General features: G+C 60.4%; 20 protein-coding genes, 2 tRNA genes and 1 riboswitch. Of the genes, 1 reads left to right on the forward strand and 21 read right to left on the reverse strand.

The annotated features are described in order from the left end of the window. Positions 1-65 precede the first annotated feature (65 nt). The 12 genes from greA to asnB all read right to left on the reverse strand — a co-directional run bounded on the left by greA (position 66) and on the right by asnB (position 10065). Positions 66-536, reverse strand: a complete 471-nt coding sequence (greA, locus tag DW732_RS05095; RefSeq protein WP_006234960.1) for a transcription elongation factor GreA — start codon at positions 534-536, stop codon at positions 66-68. 106 nt (positions 537-642) lie between these two features. After that, positions 643-918 carry a twin-arginine translocase TatA/TatE family subunit gene (gene tatA / locus DW732_RS05100; RefSeq protein ID WP_022094895.1) on the reverse strand — a complete coding sequence of 92 codons (276 nt, stop codon included), beginning with the start codon at positions 916-918 and terminating at the stop codon, positions 643-645. Between the two features lie 112 nt (positions 919-1030). Continuing rightward, positions 1031-1107 (reverse strand) — tRNA-Pro (locus DW732_RS05105). Between the two features lie 49 nt (positions 1108-1156). Then, positions 1157-2053, reverse strand: a complete 897-nt coding sequence (gene ispE, locus DW732_RS05110) for a 4-(cytidine 5'-diphospho)-2-C-methyl-D-erythritol kinase (protein ID WP_233539367.1) — start codon at positions 2051-2053, stop codon at positions 1157-1159. 2 nt (positions 2054-2055) lie between these two features. Continuing rightward, positions 2056-2352: a Veg family protein gene (locus tag DW732_RS05115; protein WP_006234957.1), complete on the reverse strand. Its 297-nt coding sequence runs from the start codon at positions 2350-2352 to the stop codon at positions 2056-2058. Positions 2353-2535: 183 nt separating this feature from the next. Continuing rightward, complete coding sequence (dtd, locus tag DW732_RS05120; RefSeq protein WP_118098979.1) at positions 2536-2982, reverse strand: D-aminoacyl-tRNA deacylase; 447 nt, start codon at positions 2980-2982, stop codon at positions 2536-2538. Positions 2983-2985: 3 nt separating this feature from the next. After that, positions 2986-3627, reverse strand: coding sequence for an RdgB/HAM1 family non-canonical purine NTP pyrophosphatase (gene rdgB / locus DW732_RS05125; protein ID WP_022094898.1), 642 nt, complete (start codon positions 3625-3627; stop codon positions 2986-2988). Positions 3628-3769: 142 nt separating this feature from the next. Further along, positions 3770-4495 (reverse strand): ribonuclease PH, encoded by a 726-nt coding sequence (rph, locus tag DW732_RS05130; RefSeq protein ID WP_117734286.1) that lies wholly within the window; start codon positions 4493-4495, stop codon positions 3770-3772. Between the two features lie 55 nt (positions 4496-4550). Then, entirely contained in the window at positions 4551-5435 is an 885-nt protein-coding gene (gene murI, locus DW732_RS05135) for a glutamate racemase (protein ID WP_118098980.1), read from the reverse strand. A gap of 51 nt (positions 5436-5486) precedes the next feature. Continuing rightward, entirely contained in the window at positions 5487-6398 is a 912-nt protein-coding gene (locus tag DW732_RS05140; RefSeq protein ID WP_117763501.1) for an HAD family hydrolase, read from the reverse strand. Between the two features lie 111 nt (positions 6399-6509). Further along, positions 6510-8072: a Mur ligase family protein gene (locus DW732_RS05145; RefSeq protein WP_118098981.1), complete on the reverse strand. Its 1563-nt coding sequence runs from the start codon at positions 8070-8072 to the stop codon at positions 6510-6512. Between the two features lie 112 nt (positions 8073-8184). Next, positions 8185-10065: an asparagine synthase (glutamine-hydrolyzing) gene (gene asnB, locus DW732_RS05150; protein ID WP_118098982.1), complete on the reverse strand. Its 1881-nt coding sequence runs from the start codon at positions 10063-10065 to the stop codon at positions 8185-8187. 189 nt (positions 10066-10254) lie between these two features. On the opposite strand from asnB, the gene DW732_RS05155 reads away from it, so the two are divergent. Next, positions 10255-10330, forward strand: a tRNA-Val gene (locus tag DW732_RS05155). Positions 10331-10943: 613 nt separating this feature from the next. Here the strand turns inward: DW732_RS05155 and DW732_RS05160 are convergent. The 9 genes from DW732_RS05160 to DW732_RS05200 form a co-directional block, all read right to left on the reverse strand. Then, complete coding sequence (locus DW732_RS05160; protein ID WP_118098983.1) at positions 10944-12227, reverse strand: aminotransferase class III-fold pyridoxal phosphate-dependent enzyme; 1284 nt, start codon at positions 12225-12227, stop codon at positions 10944-10946. A gap of 69 nt (positions 12228-12296) precedes the next feature. Then, positions 12297-13277 (reverse strand): acetylglutamate kinase, encoded by a 981-nt coding sequence (argB, locus tag DW732_RS05165; RefSeq protein WP_118098984.1) that lies wholly within the window; start codon positions 13275-13277, stop codon positions 12297-12299. Positions 13278-13358: 81 nt separating this feature from the next. Next, positions 13359-14624, reverse strand: coding sequence for a bifunctional glutamate N-acetyltransferase/amino-acid acetyltransferase ArgJ (argJ, locus tag DW732_RS05170; RefSeq protein ID WP_199569754.1), 1266 nt, complete (start codon positions 14622-14624; stop codon positions 13359-13361). Between the two features lie 134 nt (positions 14625-14758). Then, the gene (gene argC / locus DW732_RS05175; RefSeq protein WP_118098986.1) at positions 14759-15829 is read right to left on the reverse strand and encodes an N-acetyl-gamma-glutamyl-phosphate reductase; all 1071 of its coding nucleotides are present in this window, start codon (positions 15827-15829) and stop codon (positions 14759-14761) included. A gap of 259 nt (positions 15830-16088) precedes the next feature. Next, positions 16089-16499, reverse strand: coding sequence for a pyridoxamine 5'-phosphate oxidase family protein (locus DW732_RS05180; RefSeq protein ID WP_117743817.1), 411 nt, complete (start codon positions 16497-16499; stop codon positions 16089-16091). A 176-nt stretch (positions 16500-16675) separates the two neighbouring features. Beyond that, on the reverse strand, positions 16676-17122 hold the full coding sequence (locus tag DW732_RS05185; protein ID WP_118098987.1) for a pyridoxamine 5'-phosphate oxidase family protein: 447 nt from the start codon (positions 17120-17122) through the stop codon (positions 16676-16678). Positions 17123-17152: 30 nt separating this feature from the next. Then, complete coding sequence (locus DW732_RS05190) at positions 17153-17953, reverse strand: energy-coupling factor transporter transmembrane protein EcfT (protein ID WP_118098988.1); 801 nt, start codon at positions 17951-17953, stop codon at positions 17153-17155. After that, positions 17953-19857 (reverse strand): energy-coupling factor transporter ATPase, encoded by a 1905-nt coding sequence (locus DW732_RS05195; protein ID WP_118098989.1) that lies wholly within the window; start codon positions 19855-19857, stop codon positions 17953-17955. Before DW732_RS05195 ends, DW732_RS05190 begins: the two co-directional genes overlap by 1 nt. Further along, entirely contained in the window at positions 19854-20444 is a 591-nt protein-coding gene (locus DW732_RS05200) for an ECF transporter S component (protein WP_118098990.1), read from the reverse strand. The genes DW732_RS05195 and DW732_RS05200 overlap by 4 nt, the downstream gene beginning before the upstream one ends. A gap of 5 nt (positions 20445-20449) precedes the next feature. Beyond that, a riboswitch (FMN riboswitch) is annotated at positions 20450-20642 on the reverse strand. Positions 20643-20892: the final 250 nt, after the last annotated feature.

The following is a 20892-nucleotide window of genomic DNA, read 5'->3' on the forward strand; positions in this document are numbered from 1 at the left end:
AATTAAAACGCTCCCCAGGATTCGGTCCCAGGGAGCGAAAACATAGCTTTACGCGGGACCGTGGTCTAGCGTGCGATCTTGGCGATGGTGTAGACGCGAGTCTTGCCGGAAGGCGTAACGACCTCGACGGAGTCGCCCTCGCCGTGACCGATGATGGCATGGCCAACCGGAGACTCGTTGGAAATCTTGTGCTCGAGCGAGTTGGTCTCGGTGGTACCGACGAGCGTGACTTCCATGACCTCACCGTTGGGATCAATCAGAGAAACGGTGGAACCGATGGAGACGGTCAGATCGCCCGTGGTGGCAGCAACCTGAGCATTGGCGAGGATGGCCTGGATCTCGGCAATACGAGCGGCGTTCTGGGCCTGCTTGTCCTTGGCGGCATCGTACTCGGAGTTCTCCGAAAGGTCGCCGAACGCGCGGGCTTCCTTGATGTCCTCGACGATCTCCTTGGCGTAATCGCCCTCACGCCAAGCGAGCTCCTCGACGAGCTTCTGGCGACCCTCAGCGGTCAGTACGATCTGGCTTGCGTCCATACGGATATCTCCCCAACTCTGATCAAACAATCAACTGTCAACAAAACGAAAAAGACCGGCTAGCCTGCGGGCAAGCCGGTCAGGTGCTCACCCCAAAGGGATGGGACTACTCTGCGTCCGCGTCGCTGTCCTCTGCCTGCTTCTTCTTGGCAGCAGCGAGCTTGGCCTCGAGCTCAGCGATCTCCTTGTCCTCCTCGGACTGCTCGACCACGACCTCCTCGGCCTGCTTGGTCTCGGCCTTATCGTCGCCCTCCATACCCTCGCGGATATTCTTGACGGTAGAGCCGAGGGACTTGCCGAGCTTCGGCAGGTTCTTAGGCCCGAAGATGATCAGGACAACGACGAGAATAATGATGAGCTCAGGAGCCCTCAGTCCAAACATGTAGACCTCCACAATACAGCGAGACAAGCTCGAATGAGTATACCGCGGGTATCGCGGTATCACAACAATAGCTAAAAAAAGGGACCGCAAGAAGCGGTCCCTCCTCATGCTCTGGTCGGGTTGACTGGATTTGAACCAGCGACCCCTGCGTCCCGAACGCAGTGCTCTACCAAACTGAGCCACAACCCGTTAGCTCGACTATAGTAACAAAGATTTCCGCCACGTGCTAGATAATTTTTTATTTCTTTGGCGCGTCGATCTGAACCGTGTTGGAAATGAGCTCCGTTGCGCAGGCCCACCAGCCATTTTGCTGGGCAGCGCCGGCAAGCCTTTCGGCCGTGGCGGCGGTGTCGCACATGGCAAACGAGCAGGCGCCCGATCCGCACACATCTACAGCAACGGCGCCGTCCTGTTTATGCAGCCAATCGAGAACCGTTTGAATCTGCGGCTCCATCTGTGCGGAAATGACACCCAGGTTGTTATGGATGAGCGCATATGCCGTCTCGGCATCACCAGCACGCAAGGCAGAAGCCATCGCGCCGGGCTTGTCCGCAGGCACCGGGGCCTCGTCAAAACGTCGATAGGCTTCAATTGTCGAAACGCTCGCCTCCCGCGGCTTGACCAGCACGACGGGTGTCGCGGGCAGCACGGGGTACTCGGTTGCCAGCACGTCTCCCCCACCCACGTAGAACGCAGGGCTCGCGTGCAAAAAGAACGGGACGTCAGCACCAATGCCCCGCGCAATATCGTCGAGCGCGGAATCGGTGCGGTCAATTCCCCAGAGCTCCGCCAAGGCGACAATGACCGCGGCCGCATCCGTCGAGGGGCCGCCCAAGCCGGCGCACAATGGAATGTGCTTCTCAATCGTCACGTAGATGTTTGCCTCGCGACCATAATGCTCGGCCATAGCAACCGCAGCCCGATACGCCGTATTCTTTTGCATGGGAAAATCTGATGCCGGAACCGTCTGGACGGTCAGCGCCTGTGCCGGCGTGACCGTCACGGTATCGGAAAGACCGATAGCTGCCATCAGGGAATCGACCCTGTGGTAGCCGCGGTCATCGCGCTCGGTATGAACCCCTAGGTAGAGGTTAATCTTTGCCGGCGCGGAAAGAGTCAGGGACCGATCGGTCACCGTTAATGCTCCTCGAGCTGATTGCCGAGCGGGGTAAAGATATGCTCGCCGCTCTCGGGGTCGAACAGCTCAACCTGACCGGTGAGGACATCGATATACTGATAAGACTGACGCGACTTGCGGCCGCGACGCTCGTCAACCTCGACGATAAAGACGGCGGGGTGGACGCTCTTGATGGTGCCCATGCGCTCGACGACGCGGGTGCGGCCCATGTTGGCCTTAACCTTGACGCGATCGCCCACCATATCGGTCAGCTTCTCGTGGATGTCGTCGACGTGATTGACTTCCATCTCTTCCATGAACAGGGCCTCCAGAAGGTGCAATTCAAAAAGGGGATAATACCCCTAAGATAGACAAAACTCTAATACTATAGCACCCTGCTGCCACCATACGCAAGTAGCTAAATAAGCCCCGTCCCAAATACGTACCAGACGACAACCTCGCATGACCAGTTGTTACGCGGTTTGGTAAAACCGAGTAACCTAAAGGTTGTCCGTGTCCAGGACGATGGTGAACGGGCCATCGTTGACCAGGTCGACCTTCATGTCGGCGCCAAAGATGCCATGTGCCACGTGCTCGACATCTTGGGCAACGAGCGTCAAAAAGTACTCGTAAAGCTCGTTGGCGACATCGGGCGCGCCGGCATCCGTAAACGATGGGCGGCGGCCGTGACGGCAATCGGCGAACAGCGTGAACTGCGACACCACGAGCACCTCGCCGTCGACATCGGCAAGTGCCAAGTTAGTCTTGCCGTTCTCGTCCTCGTTGATGCGCAAGCCGCGGAGCTTGCCCCACAGCTTATCGGCCTCGGCGCGCGTGTCGCCGTGGCCCACGCCCAGCAGCACCAGATAGCCGCTCCCAATTTTGCCCACGCACTTGCCGTCGACCGTCACGCCGGCGTTGAGCACGCGCTGCACCACCGCACGCACAGCCTACTCCTCGCCCGTCAGTTTGGCGGACAGATGCTCAAGCGCGTGGAAACGATGACTGATGGCGTTCTTCTCGTCCGCCGTCAGCTCAGCCATGGTCTTGCCCGGCGTGTCGACCGGCAGGAACAGCGGATCGTAGCCAAAGCCGTGATCGCCCCGGCCCTCGTGTGCGATAACGCCCTCGCAGGCGCCCTCACCATAGGTGACCAAACCGTCCGTGTCGATAAGCGCAACGACGCTCATAAAGCGCGCGGTGCGGTCCTCGTCCGCCACACCTTCCAGGTTAACGAGCAGCTTGGCATTGTTGGCGGCATCGTCGCCGTGAACACCCGCGTAGCGCGCGCTATACACACCGGGCTCACCGTCCAGCGCGTCAACGACCAGGCCCGAATCGTCGGCAATGGCCATGAGCCCCGTCTCTTCGACGGCAGCCTGCGCCTTGATGATGGCGTTCTCCAAAAACGTCGTGCCGTTTTCCTCGGGGTCCTCAAAATCGCCCAGCTGGCCGAGCGCCACAAAGCGCACCTCGGGCATGACCTTGCCCAAAATGGCCTCGATCTCGGTGAGCTTATGGGCGTTGCCCGTTGCCACGACGATGGTCGCCGCCGGGTCGAGGGTGTCGATGTCGATCTTCTCAAGTGCCATGAGTGGTCTCCTTGTCTCTATAGCAATGCCGTGTTGAGGACGACGAGGCCTCGGCCTCTCCCCTCTCAATCAACGGCAGTCTTGTGTCTAGACGTCTCCGCAGATAAAACCTACCAAAATAAACCTGTCCCTTTTTGGCAGGTTAGGCGAGGGCTTGGCGCTGGAGCTCGATGAGCTCGGCGATACCCTTGTCGCCCAGGTCGAGCAGGGCGTTGAGGCGTTTGCGGTCGAAGGGCGCCTGCTCGCCGGTGCCCTGGAGCTCGATCATCTCACCGGTGTCGGTGGCGACGAGGTTCATGTCGACCTCGGCATGGCTGTCCTCGGAATAATCGAGGTCAAGCAGCGTATTGCCGTCGACAACGCCCATGGAGATGGCAGCCACCTGGCCGGTAAGCGGGATGCGCTCGATCTTGCCTGCCTCGACCCACATGGCGAGGGCGTCGTGCAGCGCCACCCAGGCGCCGGTAATGCTTGCCGTACGTGTACCACCATCGGCCTGGATCACGTCGCAGTCGACGGTGACGGTGTACTCGCCGAGCGCCTTCATGTTGACGACGGTACGCAGGCTACGGCCAATGAGGCGCTCGATCTCCATGGAGCGGCCTTTGCGGTTGGCGTGCTCGCGCTTGCAGCGCTTGCCGGTCGATGCCGGTAGCATGGCGTACTCCGCCGTTACCCAACCGGCCTTGGCGCCCTTGCGCCAGCCCGGCACGCCCTCCTCGATAGTAGCGGCGCACAGCACGCGCGTGTCGCCGAACTCGGCCAAACACGAGCCGTGGGCGTGCTTCATGACGCCACGGGTGAGCTTAACGGGGCGCAGCTCATCGGCGGCGCGGCCGTTGGCGCGGTTGACCTGCATGTACTCCATAGAAATATCCTTTCGGCAAAAGGTGAAAGTGAGCCTTTGGTCGGTGGCCTTACATCTATTTCAGCTCATCGATATCGATATGTTCTATGCTCTTGAGCGGCTGTCCAAAGATAAAGCTGCCCGCCACCGCAAACTCAGCAATGTTATCGGCCGTCGTGGCAAAACGATGCTGCGGCTCGGCGGCGTCGCCCGCCAGCTGCTCGCGGCGCGTGAGGATATCGGTCAGCTCGCGCGTGGTCTCCTCGGCGGAACTCACGACGCGCACCCCAGGCCCCAGCGCATGGCGGATAGGTCCCACCAACAGCGGAAAATGCGTGCAGCCGAGCACCACGGTATCGATACCGTGGTCGCGCAGCGGCTCAACCGTGGCGCCGACCAGCGCGCGCACGGCAGGCGTATCAAAGATATCCTCGTTCTCGAGCCACTGCTCCTGCAGGTGCGCACCCGACGCGAGCTCGTGCTCGACGACCTCGACAAAACTCGAGGCAGGGCAGCCGTACACGTCCACGCCGGCATCCAGGTCTTGGATGGCGCGCGTGTAGGCACCCGAACGGATGGTGAGGTTAGTGGCGAGCACGCCCACGCGGCGCGTGCGGGTGCTGTTGATGGCCGCACGCGCGCCCGGCGCGATCACGCCGATCACAGGAACGTCGAGCACCTGCTGGGCCAGACGCAACGCCGCGGCCGTTGCCGTGTTGCAGGCGATGACCATAATCTTGACGTCGTGCCTCGAAAGCCAGCGCCCCGCCTGCAGCGCAAACGAGCGCACCTCATCCTCGGTGCGAGTGCCGTAAGGGCAGCGCTTAGTATCGCCAAAGTAGTAAACAGACTCGTGCGGAAGCGCCGTGGCAATTGCCCGTGCGACCGTCAGGCCGCCCAGGCCCGAGTCGAACACGCCGATGGGGCGCGTGTCCCCGGCCAGATTCTCGATATCGGACATTACCTCACCAGATTCTCTCTCGAAAAATGCGGCCACGCGTGATGCGTCGCGCTATGAACGGGCCGCAACAAGCAGCTCAGCCGTTGCCACCCAGCCGTCGACAATCTTGCCGCGGGTGACAAAGGCGTTGTCGCAGGCGTCCAGGAACTCGGGCGCGCCGGCGCTGGTCAGACCGTTCTCGACCAGGCAGAACGTGCCCACGTGGTCGGCCATGTAGAAATCGGACTCGGAATCGCCGAGCGCGAGCGTCTCCTCGCGCTCGATCCCTAGGTGCTCGCAGAAGCGCGCGACCGCCACGCCCTTGTCGAGACCCGCCGGGTTGATGTTAAAGGCGCGACCGTCCTCGACGCGATCGAGCTCGAGCGTCGTCGGCTTGGACAGATGCGTCAGGTGGCCATTGCAGGCCCAGACCAGACCGCAGCCGGCCTCGTCGAGAATGGCCTGGGCCTCATCATCGGGAATGTCGCCACGCATGCCGACGGTGACCTCACGGTATTTGTAGCCGGTCGACATGTCGTTGTGGTACTCGATCTTGTGCGGCCAGCGAGCAAGGATCTTCTCGCACACGCCGGTCTGCTCGATCACCTGGTGCGGAGTAAGGCCGCAGGCGGGGTCGTAAGGCATGTCGCCGGTCAGATACTCCCAATCGTTGGCTTTGAGGTCGTACATGACCAGGCCGCCCATCTCACCAATGTAGGAGTTGAGGCCGAGCACGCGAGCGTCCTCGTGGATCATGGTACGGTTGCGGCCCGAGGTGGGAACCACCTGAATACCAGCGCGAGCGAGCGCCACGACGGCCTCGACGAGTTTGGTCGAGGGGTTGCCGTCGTTGTCGCGCAGCACGCACGAGCCGGGCGCGAGCATGGTGGCGTCCAGGTCGGTAAAGACGTACTTAACCTTGGCCAAGCGCTCGCGCATCTCGCCCGAAAGCTCGGCAACGGTCGGCAGGGTGTTGTGGGACATGGTTACTCCATTACGTAGAAGGGGCTTCTGGTCTTAGGCGGCGCGCCTCGCTTGAGGGGAAACGCGCTTGCAGCGACAGCGCACTCAGGGCGCCGCCGCCATCATGGTTCATTAGTCAAACTGGGTAACATCGATCAGGCGATTGGCCAGTGAAAGGTCGCTCTCGATGGGCACGAACTCGTCGCCCACGTGCATGAGCTCCTCGTCACCCTTTGCCAGCAGCAAAACAATGGTGGGAGCATCGGGGTTGACGTACTCCTCGCGCGCCGCCTTGAACGCCGCATGCACAGCGGCTTCGCGATCGAGGATAATCTTGTTCGGCGTATCGTCGGGAACATGTTCGGCAAGCTCGCGACAGACCTTCATCGGGTCCTCGTAAGCCGGGTCCTCGTTGGCAAAGATCATCAGGTCGGAATATGGTGCGGCCTCGCGCGGAAGCTGCTCGCGGCGCTCCTGCGCCTTGCCGCCAGCAGCACCAAACACTGCGATGACCGGGCTGACGGGAAACGCGCGCTTCACCGACGAGAAAAGCGAGCGGAACGAAAGCTGGTTGTGCGCGTAGTCAACGACACAAATCACGCGGCCGTCCTTCGACTCCACGACCTCCATGCGACCCGGCACACGCAGTTTGGAGAGGCCCTTCTTGATGGCATCGATACCGATGCCAATCTCGCGCGCGGCGGCGATAGCGACCAGCGCGTTCTCCACGTTAAAGTCGCCCGCGATGCCCAGCAGGACCTTCTCCCCCGCCTCGGACTCACCGGCACACAGGCCATGCAAGTTGAACTCGATGCTAAAGCCGACCATGCGCACGTCGCTCGCCCACAGGCTTGCCTCGGGATGCTCGACGCCAACGGTCACCAAGTGCTCGGCCGTCGACGCTGCCTCCAGCACACGGTCAACCTCTTCGGTGCCCAGATTCACCACGGCGGTCTTTGCCTGGTCAAAGATCCTGAGTTTGCTCTCAAAATAATCCTCAAACGTGGGATGTTCGATCGGCGAGATGTGGTCGCGGCCGATGTTGAGGAAGCACGCCACGTCAAACGGCAAGTTCTCGACGCGCTGGTACTTGAGCGCCTGGCTCGAGACCTCCATGACCATGGACTGGCGACCGGACGTGCGGCAGTTGGCGATATGGCGCCAGACCTCGGGGGCCTCGGGCGTGGTGTTGGTGCTCTCGTAGCACTCGATACCATCGTCGGTACTCACCGAGCCGATCATGCCGCAGGACTCGCCCGCCGCCTTGATGATGGACTGGAGCATAAAAGCGGCCGTGGTCTTTCCCTTAGTACCAGTGATGCCCACGATCTTGACGTCGTGGTCGGGACGGTCGTAGACCTCCGGCGGCAACAGGGCCATAGCCGTGCGCACGCTGTCCACGACCAGCATCGCCGCGCCGTTCTCCTGCGCCAGCGGCTCCAGAGACTCGACCAGCGACTCCTCGCACACAAATGCGACGGCGCCCGCATCGAGCGCCATGCTCAAAAACGCGGGCTTAAAGGCAGCACCTTTGCAAAAGAACACGTCACCTGCCGAGACCGCGCGCGAATCAAACGAGCAGCCGGTCACGGCACGCTCGTCAACCTGCTCTGATGCGCGCAGCTCGCCGCACACATCGAGAAGCTTGGCAAGCGTATCGACCGTGATCACGGTCGCGGAATCCGAGTGGTGCATCTTTCACCTTTCTCAGCCATTTTGCAGGGACGGTTTTTATAGTAACTGAAACGCACCCACGCAAAAACGGCTCCCGGAGGAGCCGTTACGTGCAGGCGTTCGTAAGCCGAGGCTAGGCAGCCTGAACAGCGGGCTGGTCCTCGTCGATAAAGAAGCGCTTGTACCACACCAGGAACACGAGCGGCGTATAGATCTTGCGCTGGAAATCGCCCTTGCCCGCAAAGTGCAGATCGAGCAGGTGCATGAGCTCGTCGGTATCGAAGAACTCGCTTGCCCACGGCGCGGTGAAGTACTCCTTGACATAGTCGTACCACTTTTGCTCACGCAGCCAGTAGACAATCGGCACCGGGAAGCCCACCTTGGGACGGGTGGCCCACTCATCGGGCAACGACTTGTTGGCAGCGTGGCGGAGTACCTGTTTGTTGCCGTTCTCGTTGATGCGGTAGCGGTCGGGAATGTGCTCGGCGAACTCCATGACTTTGCGGTCCAAGAAGGGCACGCGCAGCTCCAGCGAATGTGCCATGCACATCTTGTCGGCCTTGAGCAGAATGTCGCCCGGGAGCCACATGTTCATGTCCAGGTACTGCTTCTTGACCAGCTCGGGCTGACCCTTCACGCGCGCATAGATGGGAGCGGCAAGCTCGAAGGCGCCATCGCCGGTGTTGTACTCGGGCTTGAGCACGCCGTCGACCTCGCGCTCCGGCCATACCAGAGCCTGTCCCAGGAACGACTTCTCGGGGATCTCGGCACCCTTGACCAGGAAGTTGTGGCCCTTGAAGTACGGCATGTGCAACGCCAGGTTTCCGAGCGCGCGACGGATGGGCAGCGGCACCATCTTTTTGTACTTGCGAACCGGAACCGTGTCCTCGTAGTAGGCGTAGCCGCCAAAGAGCTCGTCGGCACCTTCGCCCGAAAGCACGACGGTGACGTCCTTGCGGGCCATCTCGGCCAAGAACCACAGCGGCACGGAAGACAGGTTGGACTGCGGCTCGTCCATATGATACTGGATGTCCTCGAGCGCACCGAAGAACTCGTCGGCGGTAATCATCTTGCGAACGTTCTCGACGCCGAGCTTATCGGAAAGCTCCTTGGCATAGTTGGTCTCGTTGAAATTCTTGTAATCAAAGCCCACCGAGAAGGTCTTGTCGGGCATGAGACAAGCGGCAATATAGCTGGAGTCGACGCCGCCGGAAAGGAACGAAGCGACCTTGACGTCGGCGATGCGATGGGCCTCGACGCTCTCGTGCACGACCTCATCCAGCTCATCAACATACTCTTCGAACGGCTTCTCGACGGCAGAGTAATCGCAATCCCAATAGCGCTCGATGTTCATCTTGCCGGTCGGGATGTCTACGGTAAAGTAGTGCGCCGGCGGCAGCTTGTAGACACCCTCGAAGAAGGTCTCCTCGGTTGCCGAATACTGCAGCGTCATGTACGGACGCAGGGCCTTTTTGTTGACCGCCTTGTGGAAGTGCGGGTAGTCCAGGAAGCTCTTGATCTCGGAACCAAAGAGCACGCCCGGAGCGCCGTCGCCCGCATCGGCCATGGGATAGTAGTAGAGCGGCTTGATGCCAAAGATGTCGCGGGCGCCAAAAAGCTTGTTCTTCTTTTTGTCCCAGATGACGAAGGCGTACATACCGCGCAGGCGATCGAGGACGGCCTCGCCCCACTCCTCGTAGCCGTGCAGGAGGCTCTCGGTGTCGGCGCCGCAGTGGAACTTGTAGCCCTTGGCCTCGAGCTCGGAACGGAGTTCTTGGAAGTTGTAGATCTCGCCGTTAAAGACGATAACGACGCTACCGTCCTCGTTGGCCATGGGTTGGGCGCCAGCCTCGGTCAGGTCGAGGATCGACAGGCGGCGGAAGCCGAGGGCAACGCGGCCGTCGATAAACTGACCGCCCATGTCGGGACCGCGATGGACGATGCGGTCCATCATCTTGGTGAGCACCCCGGATTGGCTATCCGTCCCACCGACAAAACCGACAAAACCGCACATATACTATCCCCTCTGCTGTTGCTGGGCATCAAATCGAATCAGTAGCTTTTGAGTATACCCGAGGGCGTAAAGAGGGGCGGAATGTTCAGGCAATCTCAACTGAATCAGCTCCGCTGTGACACGCGCCAGTTACCTTTAATGGATATGAGGTGAATGAGGCAATTGTTTTGCTATACTCTCTCTCCGCACGGGCGATTGGCGCAACGGTTAGCGCAGGTGCTTTACACGCACAAGGCTGGGGGTTCGAATCCCTCATCGCCCACCAGCGATTTGATAGGCTCCCAGCTATGGGGGCCTTTCCTTTTTCAGGCCCATCGCAGAGGGATTCGAACCCGCAAGGGTGCGGAGCTGAGGAAACGCGTAAGCGTTTTCCAACGTAGCACGCGAGGGCCGCAGGCCCGAAGCGGAAGCGGGCGGCGAAGCCGCACGCGACATCCCTCATCGCCCACCACTTGATTGAAAAGGCTCCCAGCGATGGGGGCCTTTCTTTTTTGGGCCCAGTGCAGAGGGATTCGAACCCGCCAGCACGTCTGTCACAAAGGCTGTGGTCAAAAAACGGCAAATATGAGTACTGCTACTTTGTTTGCAACATATAAAAAGATAGTTTTTGCTTAAGTTATGCAACATATGTCCATTATAGGGACTAACAATTGGATCAAAATCGTGCATTCATCGCCATTTCGACTTGCTATCTGGCCTTATTAGTCCAAAATTGCTGCTACCAAATCGGTAACATTACTCATATTTGATGTTTTTTGACCAGCAGGTCTCCCTGCCTTAGCAAATCTAAGGCAAAACGGGCTCCAGACCGTTGAATCGTGCCGCATATGGCACACCCGCAGTCCGGAACCCGGTCCAAATTGAGTTATTGCGCCGCGTTAGCCCAAGACACCCGACAGAATCTCGATCAGACCATCCACGTCGGCTTCCTCGCAGACGAGCGGCGGCAGGAAACGCAGCGTATGGGCACCCGTAGCGTTAATCACGGCACCGGCGGCCAACGCGCGGGCAACAATATCATGCGCATCGCCTGCTGCGTCATCCAAGTCGCAGCCGAGCATCAAGCCGCGACCGCGCACCTCGGTAACGTGCGGTAACTTGGCGAGCTTTGCCTCCATATAGGCGCCTACCTTGGCAGCATGGTCGGCATAATCGCCGCGCACGAGCGCGGAGAGCGTCGCGGCGCACGCCGCGATGGCCAAGCAGCTACCGCCAAAGGTCGAACCGTGATCGCCGGGCTTAAACACGTCGGCGATCTCTTTCTTTGCCACCACGGCGCCCATAGGAACGCCGTCGGCGATGCCCTTGGCAAGACTCATGATGTCGGGCTCCACGCCATAGGTCTGGTAAGCGAACGGTTTGCCGGAGCGGAACAGACCGCACTGGACCTCGTCGGCGATAAGCACGGCGCCCACTTCGCGTGCTAGGTCGCGCGCCGCCGCCATAAACTCCTCGGTCATGGGGTGCACGCCACTCTCACCCTGGATCGGCTCGAGCATCACGGCACAAATTTCGCTTCCCAGCTGCTCAAAGATTGCACGCAGTTCATCGACATCGTTGGGCGTGCAGGCCACAAAGCCACCCGGCAGCGGGCGGAAACTATCCTGCAGCCAATCCTGCATGGTGGCGGCAATGGTCTCGAGCGTACGGCCGTGGAAGCCGCCGCGCATGCACACGATAGTGTTGCCGCCGTTACCGGCACGCTTGGCGTACAGGCGCGCAAGCTTCATCGAGCCCTCGTTGGCCTCGGCGCCGGAGTTGGCAAAGAAGGTCTCCCACACCTGCTCGTCCGCAGCCGGGGCACCAAGAGCAGCTGCTGTTGTCTCATCGCCGGCGGCAATGGCATCGGCAAGCACGCGCGCACCATCTACGTCGTCGTTAGCAAGCTTGGACAGCAGCGCCGCGACCTGGCCACGCTGCTCGATGTAAAAGTAGTTAGACACATGCAGAAGCTTTTTGGTCTGAGCCTCGAGCGCCGAGAGCACAGCCGGGTCGCCATGACCCAGGCTGCACACGCCGATGCCAGCGAGAAAGTCAAGATACTCACGGCCATCGTCGCCGATGAGCTGCATGCCGTGGCCCTCGACAAACTCGACCGGCGAGCGACCAAAGGTATGCATAACGTAATGGGATTCGAGCGATTGTTGAGTTGCAAGTGACATGGGATGCCTTTCGTTGGGCGCCGTACGGCGCAGGGCTATGGATGCAGGGACGCGACAACTGCGGGCCAGCTAGACCGTCTGAAGCTTCTCGACCTCGTCGAGGTTCTCGGTCAGACGCGCAGCAAACGTCGAAAGCGGATGCGGATGCGTATCGAACTCGTAAGCCGTCTCGGTGGAATGAATCACGGTGCCGACGCCGGCATCGGTCAGCAGCTCCAGCAGCAGCGAATGCGGCGTCGTGCCGTTGATGATGTGGGCTCGGAACACGCCAGCGGTAAGCGCGTCGACAGCCGCACGAAGCTTGGGGACCATGCCCTTATCGACCTCGCCGCCGTAGAGCATCTCATTAACCTCGTCGAGCGTCAGGTTGGAGATAAGTGAATCCTTGTCGCTAAAGTCCTTGTACAGGCCGTCGACGTCGGTCAAGAAAATCGCCTTGTGCGCGTGGAGCGCTGCCGCAACGGCACCGGCGGCGGTATCGGCGTTGATGTTGAAGAAGCCACCGTCCTCCCCCGCCGCGACCGTGGCGATAACGGGAATGTACTCGCTGTCGAGCAAACGCTCGATATAGTCGGTGTTGACGTGCGTGACCTTGCCTACGCGGCCGAGCTCTGGGTCGAGTGGCTCGGCGATAAGGGTACCGGCGTCGCTGCCCGACACGCCCACGGCCAGGTTGCCATGGTGGTTGAGCGCCGCGACCAGCTCCTGGTTGACCTTACCGCCCAGCACCTCGCGCACGATATCCATGGTGGCAGGCGTGGTCACACGCTGGCCGTTCTTAAACTCGACGGGGATGTCATAGTGGCTGAGCGCCTCGTTGATGGCCTTGCCGCCACCGTGCACGATAACAGGGCGCATGCCGATGATCTTGAGCAGGACGATGTCGCTCATCACGTCACGACGCAGCTGCTCGTCGACCATGGCGGCGCCACCGTACTTGATAACGACCGTCTTACCGGTCAGATTCTTAATCCACGGCAGCGCCTCGAACAGCAGCTGCGCGGTAACTTCGTTGGATTCGCTCGAGCGACAATCGCGTGCGAACTTCATAGTCTGCCTCGTCTTTCGTGTAGCAATCGCGCCGCACCTCGTTGCCCGCGATTGCAGCGGGACGCGCGGCACATCGGGAGTCTAGGAACGGTAGTCGCCGTTGATGGAGATGTACTCATGCGTGAGGTCGCAGGTCCACACGGTCGTTGCCGCGTCGCCTGCGCCCAGGTCGGCCGAAATCACGATCTCGGGCGCCTCGAAACGTCGCAAGGCCTCGTCCTCGTCAAAGGGAACAGTCAGGCCATCGCGGCAAACGGGCATACCCATCATGTCGATTGAAACGTCTTCCTGGTTAAACCGCACGCCGCACTTGCCGAGCGCCATGGCAACGCGGCCCCAGTTGCAGTCGTGGCCGGCGATGCAGGTTTTAACGAGCGGCGAGTTGGCAACGGCACGAGCGGCGATATCGGCCTCCTCGTCGTTCACGGCGCCGGTAACGTTGACCGTAACAAGCTTGGATGCGCCCTCGCCGTCGGCGGCGATATTGCGCGCCAGGCTCTCGCACACCTCGTGCACGGCAAATGCCAACTCGTCAAAGGCATCGGAGCCCTCGACGATAGGCTCGGCATCTGCGGCGGCGCCGGAGGCAAGCATGATGCAGGTGTCGTTGGTCGAGGTGTCGGAATCGACCGTTACCTTGTTAAAGGTCTGTTTGACGGTCGAGAGCAGCAGGGCATGAAGTGCCGCCGGCTCAACGGGAGCATCGGTAGTGATGACCGCGATCATGGTGGCCATGTTGGGCATGATCATGCCCGAGCCCTTGCACATTCCTCCTACCGTATAGACATTGTCCTCATGACCCGCAGCCTCACTGACGTAGGACACGGCGTACTCCTTAGAGTGCGTGTCGGTCGTCATGATGGCGCGAGCGGCATCGGCGCCACCGTGGGCGGAGAGCGCCTCGTAGGCAGCAGGAATGGCGGCCTCAAACGTGTCGATCGGCAGAATCTGGCCAATCACACCCGTTGAGGCAACTAGAATCTGCTGGGGCTCGCAGCCGATGACCTGCGATGCGATGCTGCACGTCTCGCGCGCGCATGCAAGGCCGGTCTCACCCGTGGCGGCGTTGGCATTGCCAGAGTTGACCGAAACGCCGGCGATGATGCCGTAGCCCTTGTCGGCACCGCCCAGGTTGGCACGGCTCACCTGCACGGGCGCCGCGCAAAAGCGATTGGTGGTAAACACGCCGGCACCGGGACAGGGTTTATCGGGCACGACGAGGGCGTAATCCAGGCGCTCGGGATTCTTGCGGAACCCAGCGTGGATGCCTGCGGCTTTAAAACCAGCCGCAGCCGTAACGCCACCCTCGATAGCGCGAATCTTGATATCAAACAGCTCGGTATTCATCGTCTTTATGACTCCTTATGTCAAACAAAAAACGGACATCGGTTGGTGCGCCATGCCAGTCGTGATCATGAAACCAGCTTAAGAGTGGCGCCCCACTCGATGCCCGACTACCAAATCGTTAACAATCGAATGTGCTACACCGGGCACGCCACTGTGGGCAAGCCTCGTCGCTCGTCAAAACCAAAGACGATATTGGCGCACTGGACCGCCTGGCCTGCTGCACCCTTACACAGATTGTCGATGGCGCCCGTCGCCACCAGCACGCCCGCGCGCTTGTTGAGCGCGAGGCCGATCTGGGCGGCGTTGGTGCCGACGACCGAAGCCGTCTTGGGCTGCTGACCGGCATCGAGTACACGCACGAAGGTGCGACCGGCGTAGAACTGCTTGTAATGGTCGACAACGTTCTCACGGGTCAAGGTATCGATAGCCTGTGGCGTAAGCGGCATCGTTACCGTAGAGAGTAGACCGCGCTTGAGCGGTGCCAGGTGCGGGGTAAAGACGACGCGATCGGTTAGGCCCAAGATCTGCTCAATTTCGGGCGTGTGACGGTGCTTGCCCACGCCATAGGCCTCCAGGTTTTCGTCCGCGCTGCAAAAATGCGTACGGGCGTTACAGGACTTACCGGCACCCGTCACACCGCTGATAGCGTCAACGATCACGGGGCCACTCTGGGCAACCCAGCCGGCGCGCACGGCGGGCGCGGCGGCAAGGCTCGTTGCGGTGGGATAGCAACCGGCACAGGCGACCAGCACGGGTTTGCCGTCGGCATGGTCGGATGCGGCGGTCTCCAAGTCCTGGCAGAACAGCTCGGGCAGACCAAAGGCACGGGTCTTGAGCAGCTCGGGGCTCGTGTGCTCGGCGGCATACCAGGCCTCAAAGGTGACCGGATCGTTCAGGCGGTAGTCGGCCGAGAGGTCAATGCAGGAGACTCCCGCGGCGAGCAGCGCAGGCACCTGTGCCATGGCGGCAGTGTGCGGCACGGCAAGAAAGACCGCGTCACAGTTCTTGAGCTCGGGGGCGTCATGCGTGGTAAAAACCAGATCGCTTATGCCAGCAAAGCTCGGGTACACCGCGGACAGCGGCTGGCCAGCATCGGCGTTGGACGTAATGGCAACAAGCTCAAACTCGGGATGGCCGAGAATGAGGCGAATAAGCTCGGCTCCGGCGTATCCCGCCGCACCGACGATTCCAACCTTCAAAGACATTTCAGACTCCTTGTCTGCGATGTAGGCACCGATGCGCATTCCGCAGTCGTCGTTATGAGGTAGGTTGAAACTTTAGCACCAGAGAATACATATTTACGTAAATAGTTTGCGTCTTCATGCATTGAAACACGCCCGACATATTTGCTTGAAGGAATTGACAAATTGGAGCGGGCCCCGTATTGACCGGCACTCCTTACGGCGCCGGGCAATACGGGGCCCGCCCATGCGGATACTAAGTTGTTAAGATGAGCTAGCCTGACTACAGCTCGACCGGCACCCATTCATCGTGGTTGCAGATATACGCCTCGGGATCCTCGACGCTAAAGAAGACGAGCGTGGGGTCGTTAGGCCCCTCATAGTGCTCGCTCAAGCGCTCAAGATGTTTCCATCCTGCCTCGCGCATATCGGGAGCGGCCTGGTCATCCAGACCCGCACGCCCGCGCAAGATCAACCAACCATGGCCCGGCCACCAACTCGTGGCCTCAAAACGCTGATTTTGCAGCAGCTCTTGCCACACATCTTTAGTACGCGCCGTTACAAACCACAGCTTGCCGTCCTGAATCTGTGCAAACGAGAACGGACGCACATGCGGCTGCCCGTCCACACTCGTCGCCAGATACCACGCCGGCACCGACGTCAGATACTCCAGTACCGTATTCAATCCGTCCACGGTTCCTCCTGCCACTAGCTAATTTGAGATGGGTAGGTAATTTGGGACGGGGCTATTTTAGCTACCCCTTAACTGCCAATGAATTATTTGGCCAGGATAATTGTCAACTGGCATATGGGGGTAGCTAAAATAGCCCCGTCCCAAATTAACTACCCCGGAAGCCTGGTTTGTGTGAGCTAGAGCTCCAGACGCTCTTCGCTGCCGTCGATATCGCAGAAGCGCGCGGCAATGTTGCGGACCGAAAAGAAAGCAAGGCGGCCGTCGTTGGCACTCTCGTGTTCCTCGCCGATGCCCACCATGTGCTTAAAACCCGCTTGACGCACCTTGTCGCTCGCAACTGCGTCGTCCTCAAGTGCGGCCTCGCCGGTCAACACAATCCAACATTCCCCCGGCTTCCAGCCCGAGAGCTCAAACTTGGGATTCGCACTCAGCTCCGCCCACACATCCTTGTCGCGCGACGTGCAAAACCACAGTTTGCCGTCATCGACCATGGCAAACGAAAACGGCCTCACGCGGGGCTGATGTCCGTCGGCCACATCGGTCGTGGCAAGATACCACGCCGGAATGCGCCTGAGATACAAACAGACGCGCTCAAGCTGAGCCGTGCGGTCGTTGTCGGTCATAGGGACCCCTTTCTTGCGCTCAAATCACGCCTAAACAAGTTGAAGATTGATGACGATGACGCAGATGAGCAGCAACGCCGTCACCACCGCCGCCAACGCATCGCCGCGGCCAAATGCAAGCGCATGCAGACGTGTGCGGCCCTGCTCGCCATGATAGCAACGGGCATCCATGGCGGCAGACAACGTCTCGGCATGACGGAACACGCCGGTGAACAGCGGAATCGCCACACTGCCGAGCATGCGCACACCGCCGAGCGGACCGCCCGTCACGCGCGCGCCGCGGCTGGCCTGCGCATCGGCCGTCTGTTTTATTTCGGTGGCAAATTGCGGCATAAACCGCAGCGCGATGCCCATAATCATGCCAAGCTCGTGTGCCGGAAGCCCCACACGCGCGAACGGTGCGAGCAGACGCTCAAAGCCCGCGGTGAGGTCGAGCGTCGGCGTGGCGAGCGTAATAGCGCTCATACCGGCCATCATCAGGGTCAGGCGGCACGTCATAAAGGCGGCGGAATGCAGCGAACCCTCGCTTATCTGCAGAAAGCCGAGCTGCCACAGGATGCGCCCGCTCTGATCGGTAAACAAGTTGAGCACCGCGACCACCGCGACGATCGCCAGCAGCGGTGCCATCGACGATAGAACGCGACGCAGCGGCACCCGAGCCACAACATAGACCAGCACGACAAAGAATGCGACCGGAGCCAGTCCGCGGAAGCCACTGACCGTGAGCGTCGTGATCAGAAACACAAAGCCCAAGAGCAACTTGGTTCGCGGGTCCAGGCGGTGGATTGCACTATCGCCGGGATAGTAGCTGCCAAACGAAAACGCCTCCATCAGCAACCCTCCTCTCGCGTGACCGTTTCGGATTTGGCCTTGTCCGAGACGTTAGAAGAACCGTCCGAGCGACCGATCAGCAAATCTGCCAACTCGTCGGCCAACGACTCAACCGTATAGAGCCCGCCGCGACGCAGCGGCACGCCCGCTTCCGCGAGCGCCAACGCCATGCGCTGAGCAGCAGGTACGCCCAAGCCGATCGACTTGAGCTCATCGGCATGCGCAAACACCTGCTCGGGGGTTCCCTCGGCAAACACCGCGCCTTCGTTCATTACGACGATACGGTCGCAGCAATTGGCCAGGTCATCCATGCTGTGCGAAACCATGACAACGGTCAGGCCATCACGGTGAAGTCGATCGATAAGCTCAAGGAAATCCCTGCGCGCAGCCGGATCGAGCCCCGCCATGGGTTCATCGAGCACCAGGACCTCGGGTTCCATGGCAAGCACGCCGGCAAACGCCACGCGGCGCTGCTGGCCGCCCGAAAGCTCAAAGGGGCTCTTGTCGCCGACCGTGGAAAGGTCGAGGCCCACGCGCGAGAGCGATGACTCGACACGACGGTCGACTTCATCTTGCGGCAAGCCAAGGTTGTGCGGACCAAACGCCACGTCCTGCGCCACGGTTTCGGCAAACAGCTGACGCTCGGGATATTGAAACACCACGCCGACCTTTGCCTTAACCGCGGCGGCGTCTTTCTTGTTTGACAGATCGAGCCCCAGCGCGCGAACGGATCCCTCCTGGGGGCGAATCAAACCGTTGAGATGCTGGACCAGCGTCGACTTACCCGAACCGGTATGACCCGCAAGGCCCAGGAACTCGCCGCGGCGCACCGTCAGCGAAACATCGCGCAGCGCCCACGGGCTGCTGGGGTCGTTTCCCCAAAGGGCTTGTTTGTTCGATTTGTCCGCGACAGCCGAACGCTTGCGCCAGCGACGACGCTCGCGGGCGCTCAGCGAATAGCTATACGAAACATGGGATAGTTCGATGACGGGCTCTGGTACGTCATCTTCGTTGCTTGCCGAAACCGTACCGCCAACGATTTCCGATTGGGGTGCGGAAGACTGCCCCACGGTGCCTGCCCCACTTCGCTCGGCATAAGTCTGCGCAATCTCGGCGACCATATCCACCTCGCGCACCTGCGCATGAACGGGCACGCCCTTCGCACGAAGCTCCATGCCCAAGCAGCACGACGCTGGCATATCCAGATTGAGCTGCGCAAGTTCGTCCGCCCGCGTCAAGATTTCCTCGGGCGTACCGAGCATGGCAACGCGCCCCGCCCGAAACACCGCGACACGATCGGCCTCGGAGGCCTCTTCCATAAAGTGCGTAATCATCATGATGGTCATGCCGCGATCGTGCAACGCGTGGCAAGCCTTCATGAGGCCCTTGTGTCCACGCGGATCGAGCATCGAAGAAGCCTCGTCCAATATGAGCACGCGCGGTTCCATGGCGAGCACGCCGGCAAGCGCCACGCGCTGCTTTTGGCCACCCGAAAGTGCATGGGTCTCGTGGCGCTCAAAGCCCACCAGACCCACGGCCTTCAGCGCCTCGCGCACGCGCTGTGCGATCTGGGCGGATTCCATCCCTAAGTTCTCGGGACCAAAGGCAACATCGTCCTCGACAAGCGTCGCCACGAGCTGGTCGTCGGGATTCTGAAACACCATGCCCGCGGTCGAGCGAATGTCGTAGACCAGCTCGGGATCGGACGCGTCCATGCCGTTGACGCACACCGTTCCCGCATCGGGCTGCAGTAGCGCGTTCAAATGCTTGGCAAACGTCGACTTGCCCGATCCGTTTCCGCCGAGGATGCAGAAAAACTCGCCGTCCTTAATGCTCAAATCGATGCCATCGAGCGCCGGTGCAGCACCGTCATAGCTAAAGGAAACGCCCCGACACTCAATCATGCGCGGCCTTTGACCTGGTCCTTTTTAGGCGTGATGAGGTTGGAGACTGCTTTATACACCGCCAGCGTCAACACCGAGTTAAGCACGGTCTTGATAAGGTTGAACGGCAGCACGGCAGGAATCATGAGTGGGGCGATCACATCGACCGAGCCATACCAGAACCAAACGCCAATGGTAAGGTTTGCGACCATAGACAGCGCTGTAGCGGCAATGACGCCGAGCACCAGGCCAATCACGGCACCCTTATAGGTGTGCATCTTCTGGTAGACGATAGCCGCGGGGAGAATATAGCCCAGCGTGGCAACCAAGTTCATAAGCGCGCCGACCCAGTCACCCGTGGTGAGCGCATGGATAACGATAGCCATAGCGGCAACAGCGGTACCGGCACCAGGACCATACGCAAACCCACACACCATCGCCGGCACCAGCGACGGGTCATACGTCAAAAACGGCGCCGAAGGAAGGATGGGTAGCTGCACATACATAAACAATGCGCTCAAGGCACACATCAGCGCCATGGTAACGAGCTGTTTGGTGCTCCACCTATTCGTGTTCTCAAAATGGATATGCTGCGACTGTTCAGACATAAGATCACCTGCCTCTTTCATCCGGACTCTAACCGTTGGTACTGGGATCTCACCAGTTCAGCCGGCATGCAAACCAACGCACACACGGGTCGCGGACTCATCGGCTCGGTCGCAGGCATCTCGCCTGCGCCACGGCGCCCCTTTGACACCGCCCGATTTACCGCCAGTGGGGAATTTCACCCCGCCCTGAAACAGCAATTGCAAGTGTAGCACGAGCGAGTATTCGCGCAAGTATGCCGAGGGTAATTTATGGCGGGGGGAACGCAGCAGAAATACGTCCAGAACAGAGTGGCGCGTCGACCATATATCCCACCCATCCCAAAGTGTCGCGCTTTCCGCGGCAAAGCCGCGAAACAGCGAAGGGGACAAGTCACCGCAACAACCCCGTCCCCCACCCACCCCAAAGTAGCGCGCCTTTCGCGCAAAGCGCGAAACAGCGACCGGGACA

The organism is Collinsella sp. AM28-11LB, assembly GCF_003469895.1.
Classification (GTDB): Bacteria; Actinomycetota; Coriobacteriia; order Coriobacteriales; family Coriobacteriaceae; genus Collinsella.

Excerpts from the sequence above, each read along its gene's own strand:
- greA (WP_006234960.1), bottom strand. The coding sequence starts at position 536 with ATGGACGCAAGCCAGATCGTACTGACCGCTGAGGGTCGCCAGAAGCTC.
- tatA (WP_022094895.1), bottom strand. The coding sequence starts at position 918 with ATGTTTGGACTGAGGGCTCCTGAGCTCATCATTATTCTCGTCGTTGTC.
- DW732_RS05115 (WP_006234957.1), bottom strand. The coding sequence starts at position 2,352 with ATGGAAGAGATGGAAGTCAATCACGTCGACGACATCCACGAGAAGCTG.
- rdgB (WP_022094898.1), bottom strand. The coding sequence starts at position 3,627 with ATGGCACTTGAGAAGATCGACATCGACACCCTCGACCCGGCGGCGACC.
- rph (WP_117734286.1), bottom strand. The coding sequence starts at position 4,495 with ATGGAGTACATGCAGGTCAACCGCGCCAACGGCCGCGCCGCCGATGAG.
- murI (WP_118098980.1), bottom strand. The coding sequence starts at position 5,435 with ATGTCCGATATCGAGAATCTGGCCGGGGACACGCGCCCCATCGGCGTG.
- DW732_RS05140 (WP_117763501.1), bottom strand. The coding sequence starts at position 6,398 with ATGTCCCACAACACCCTGCCGACCGTTGCCGAGCTTTCGGGCGAGATG.
- DW732_RS05145 (WP_118098981.1), bottom strand. The coding sequence starts at position 8,072 with ATGCACCACTCGGATTCCGCGACCGTGATCACGGTCGATACGCTTGCC.
- asnB (WP_118098982.1), bottom strand. The coding sequence starts at position 10,065 with ATGTGCGGTTTTGTCGGTTTTGTCGGTGGGACGGATAGCCAATCCGGG.
- DW732_RS05160 (WP_118098983.1), bottom strand. The coding sequence starts at position 12,227 with ATGTCACTTGCAACTCAACAATCGCTCGAATCCCATTACGTTATGCAT.
- argB (WP_118098984.1), bottom strand. The coding sequence starts at position 13,277 with ATGAAGTTCGCACGCGATTGTCGCTCGAGCGAATCCAACGAAGTTACC.
- argJ (WP_199569754.1), bottom strand. The coding sequence starts at position 14,624 with ATGAATACCGAGCTGTTTGATATCAAGATTCGCGCTATCGAGGGTGGC.
- argC (WP_118098986.1), bottom strand. The coding sequence starts at position 15,829 with ATGTCTTTGAAGGTTGGAATCGTCGGTGCGGCGGGATACGCCGGAGCC.
- DW732_RS05185 (WP_118098987.1), bottom strand. The coding sequence starts at position 17,122 with ATGACCGACAACGACCGCACGGCTCAGCTTGAGCGCGTCTGTTTGTAT.
- DW732_RS05190 (WP_118098988.1), bottom strand. The coding sequence starts at position 17,953 with ATGGAGGCGTTTTCGTTTGGCAGCTACTATCCCGGCGATAGTGCAATC.
- DW732_RS05195 (WP_118098989.1), bottom strand. The coding sequence starts at position 19,857 with ATGATTGAGTGTCGGGGCGTTTCCTTTAGCTATGACGGTGCTGCACCG.
- DW732_RS05200 (WP_118098990.1), bottom strand. The coding sequence starts at position 20,444 with ATGTCTGAACAGTCGCAGCATATCCATTTTGAGAACACGAATAGGTGG.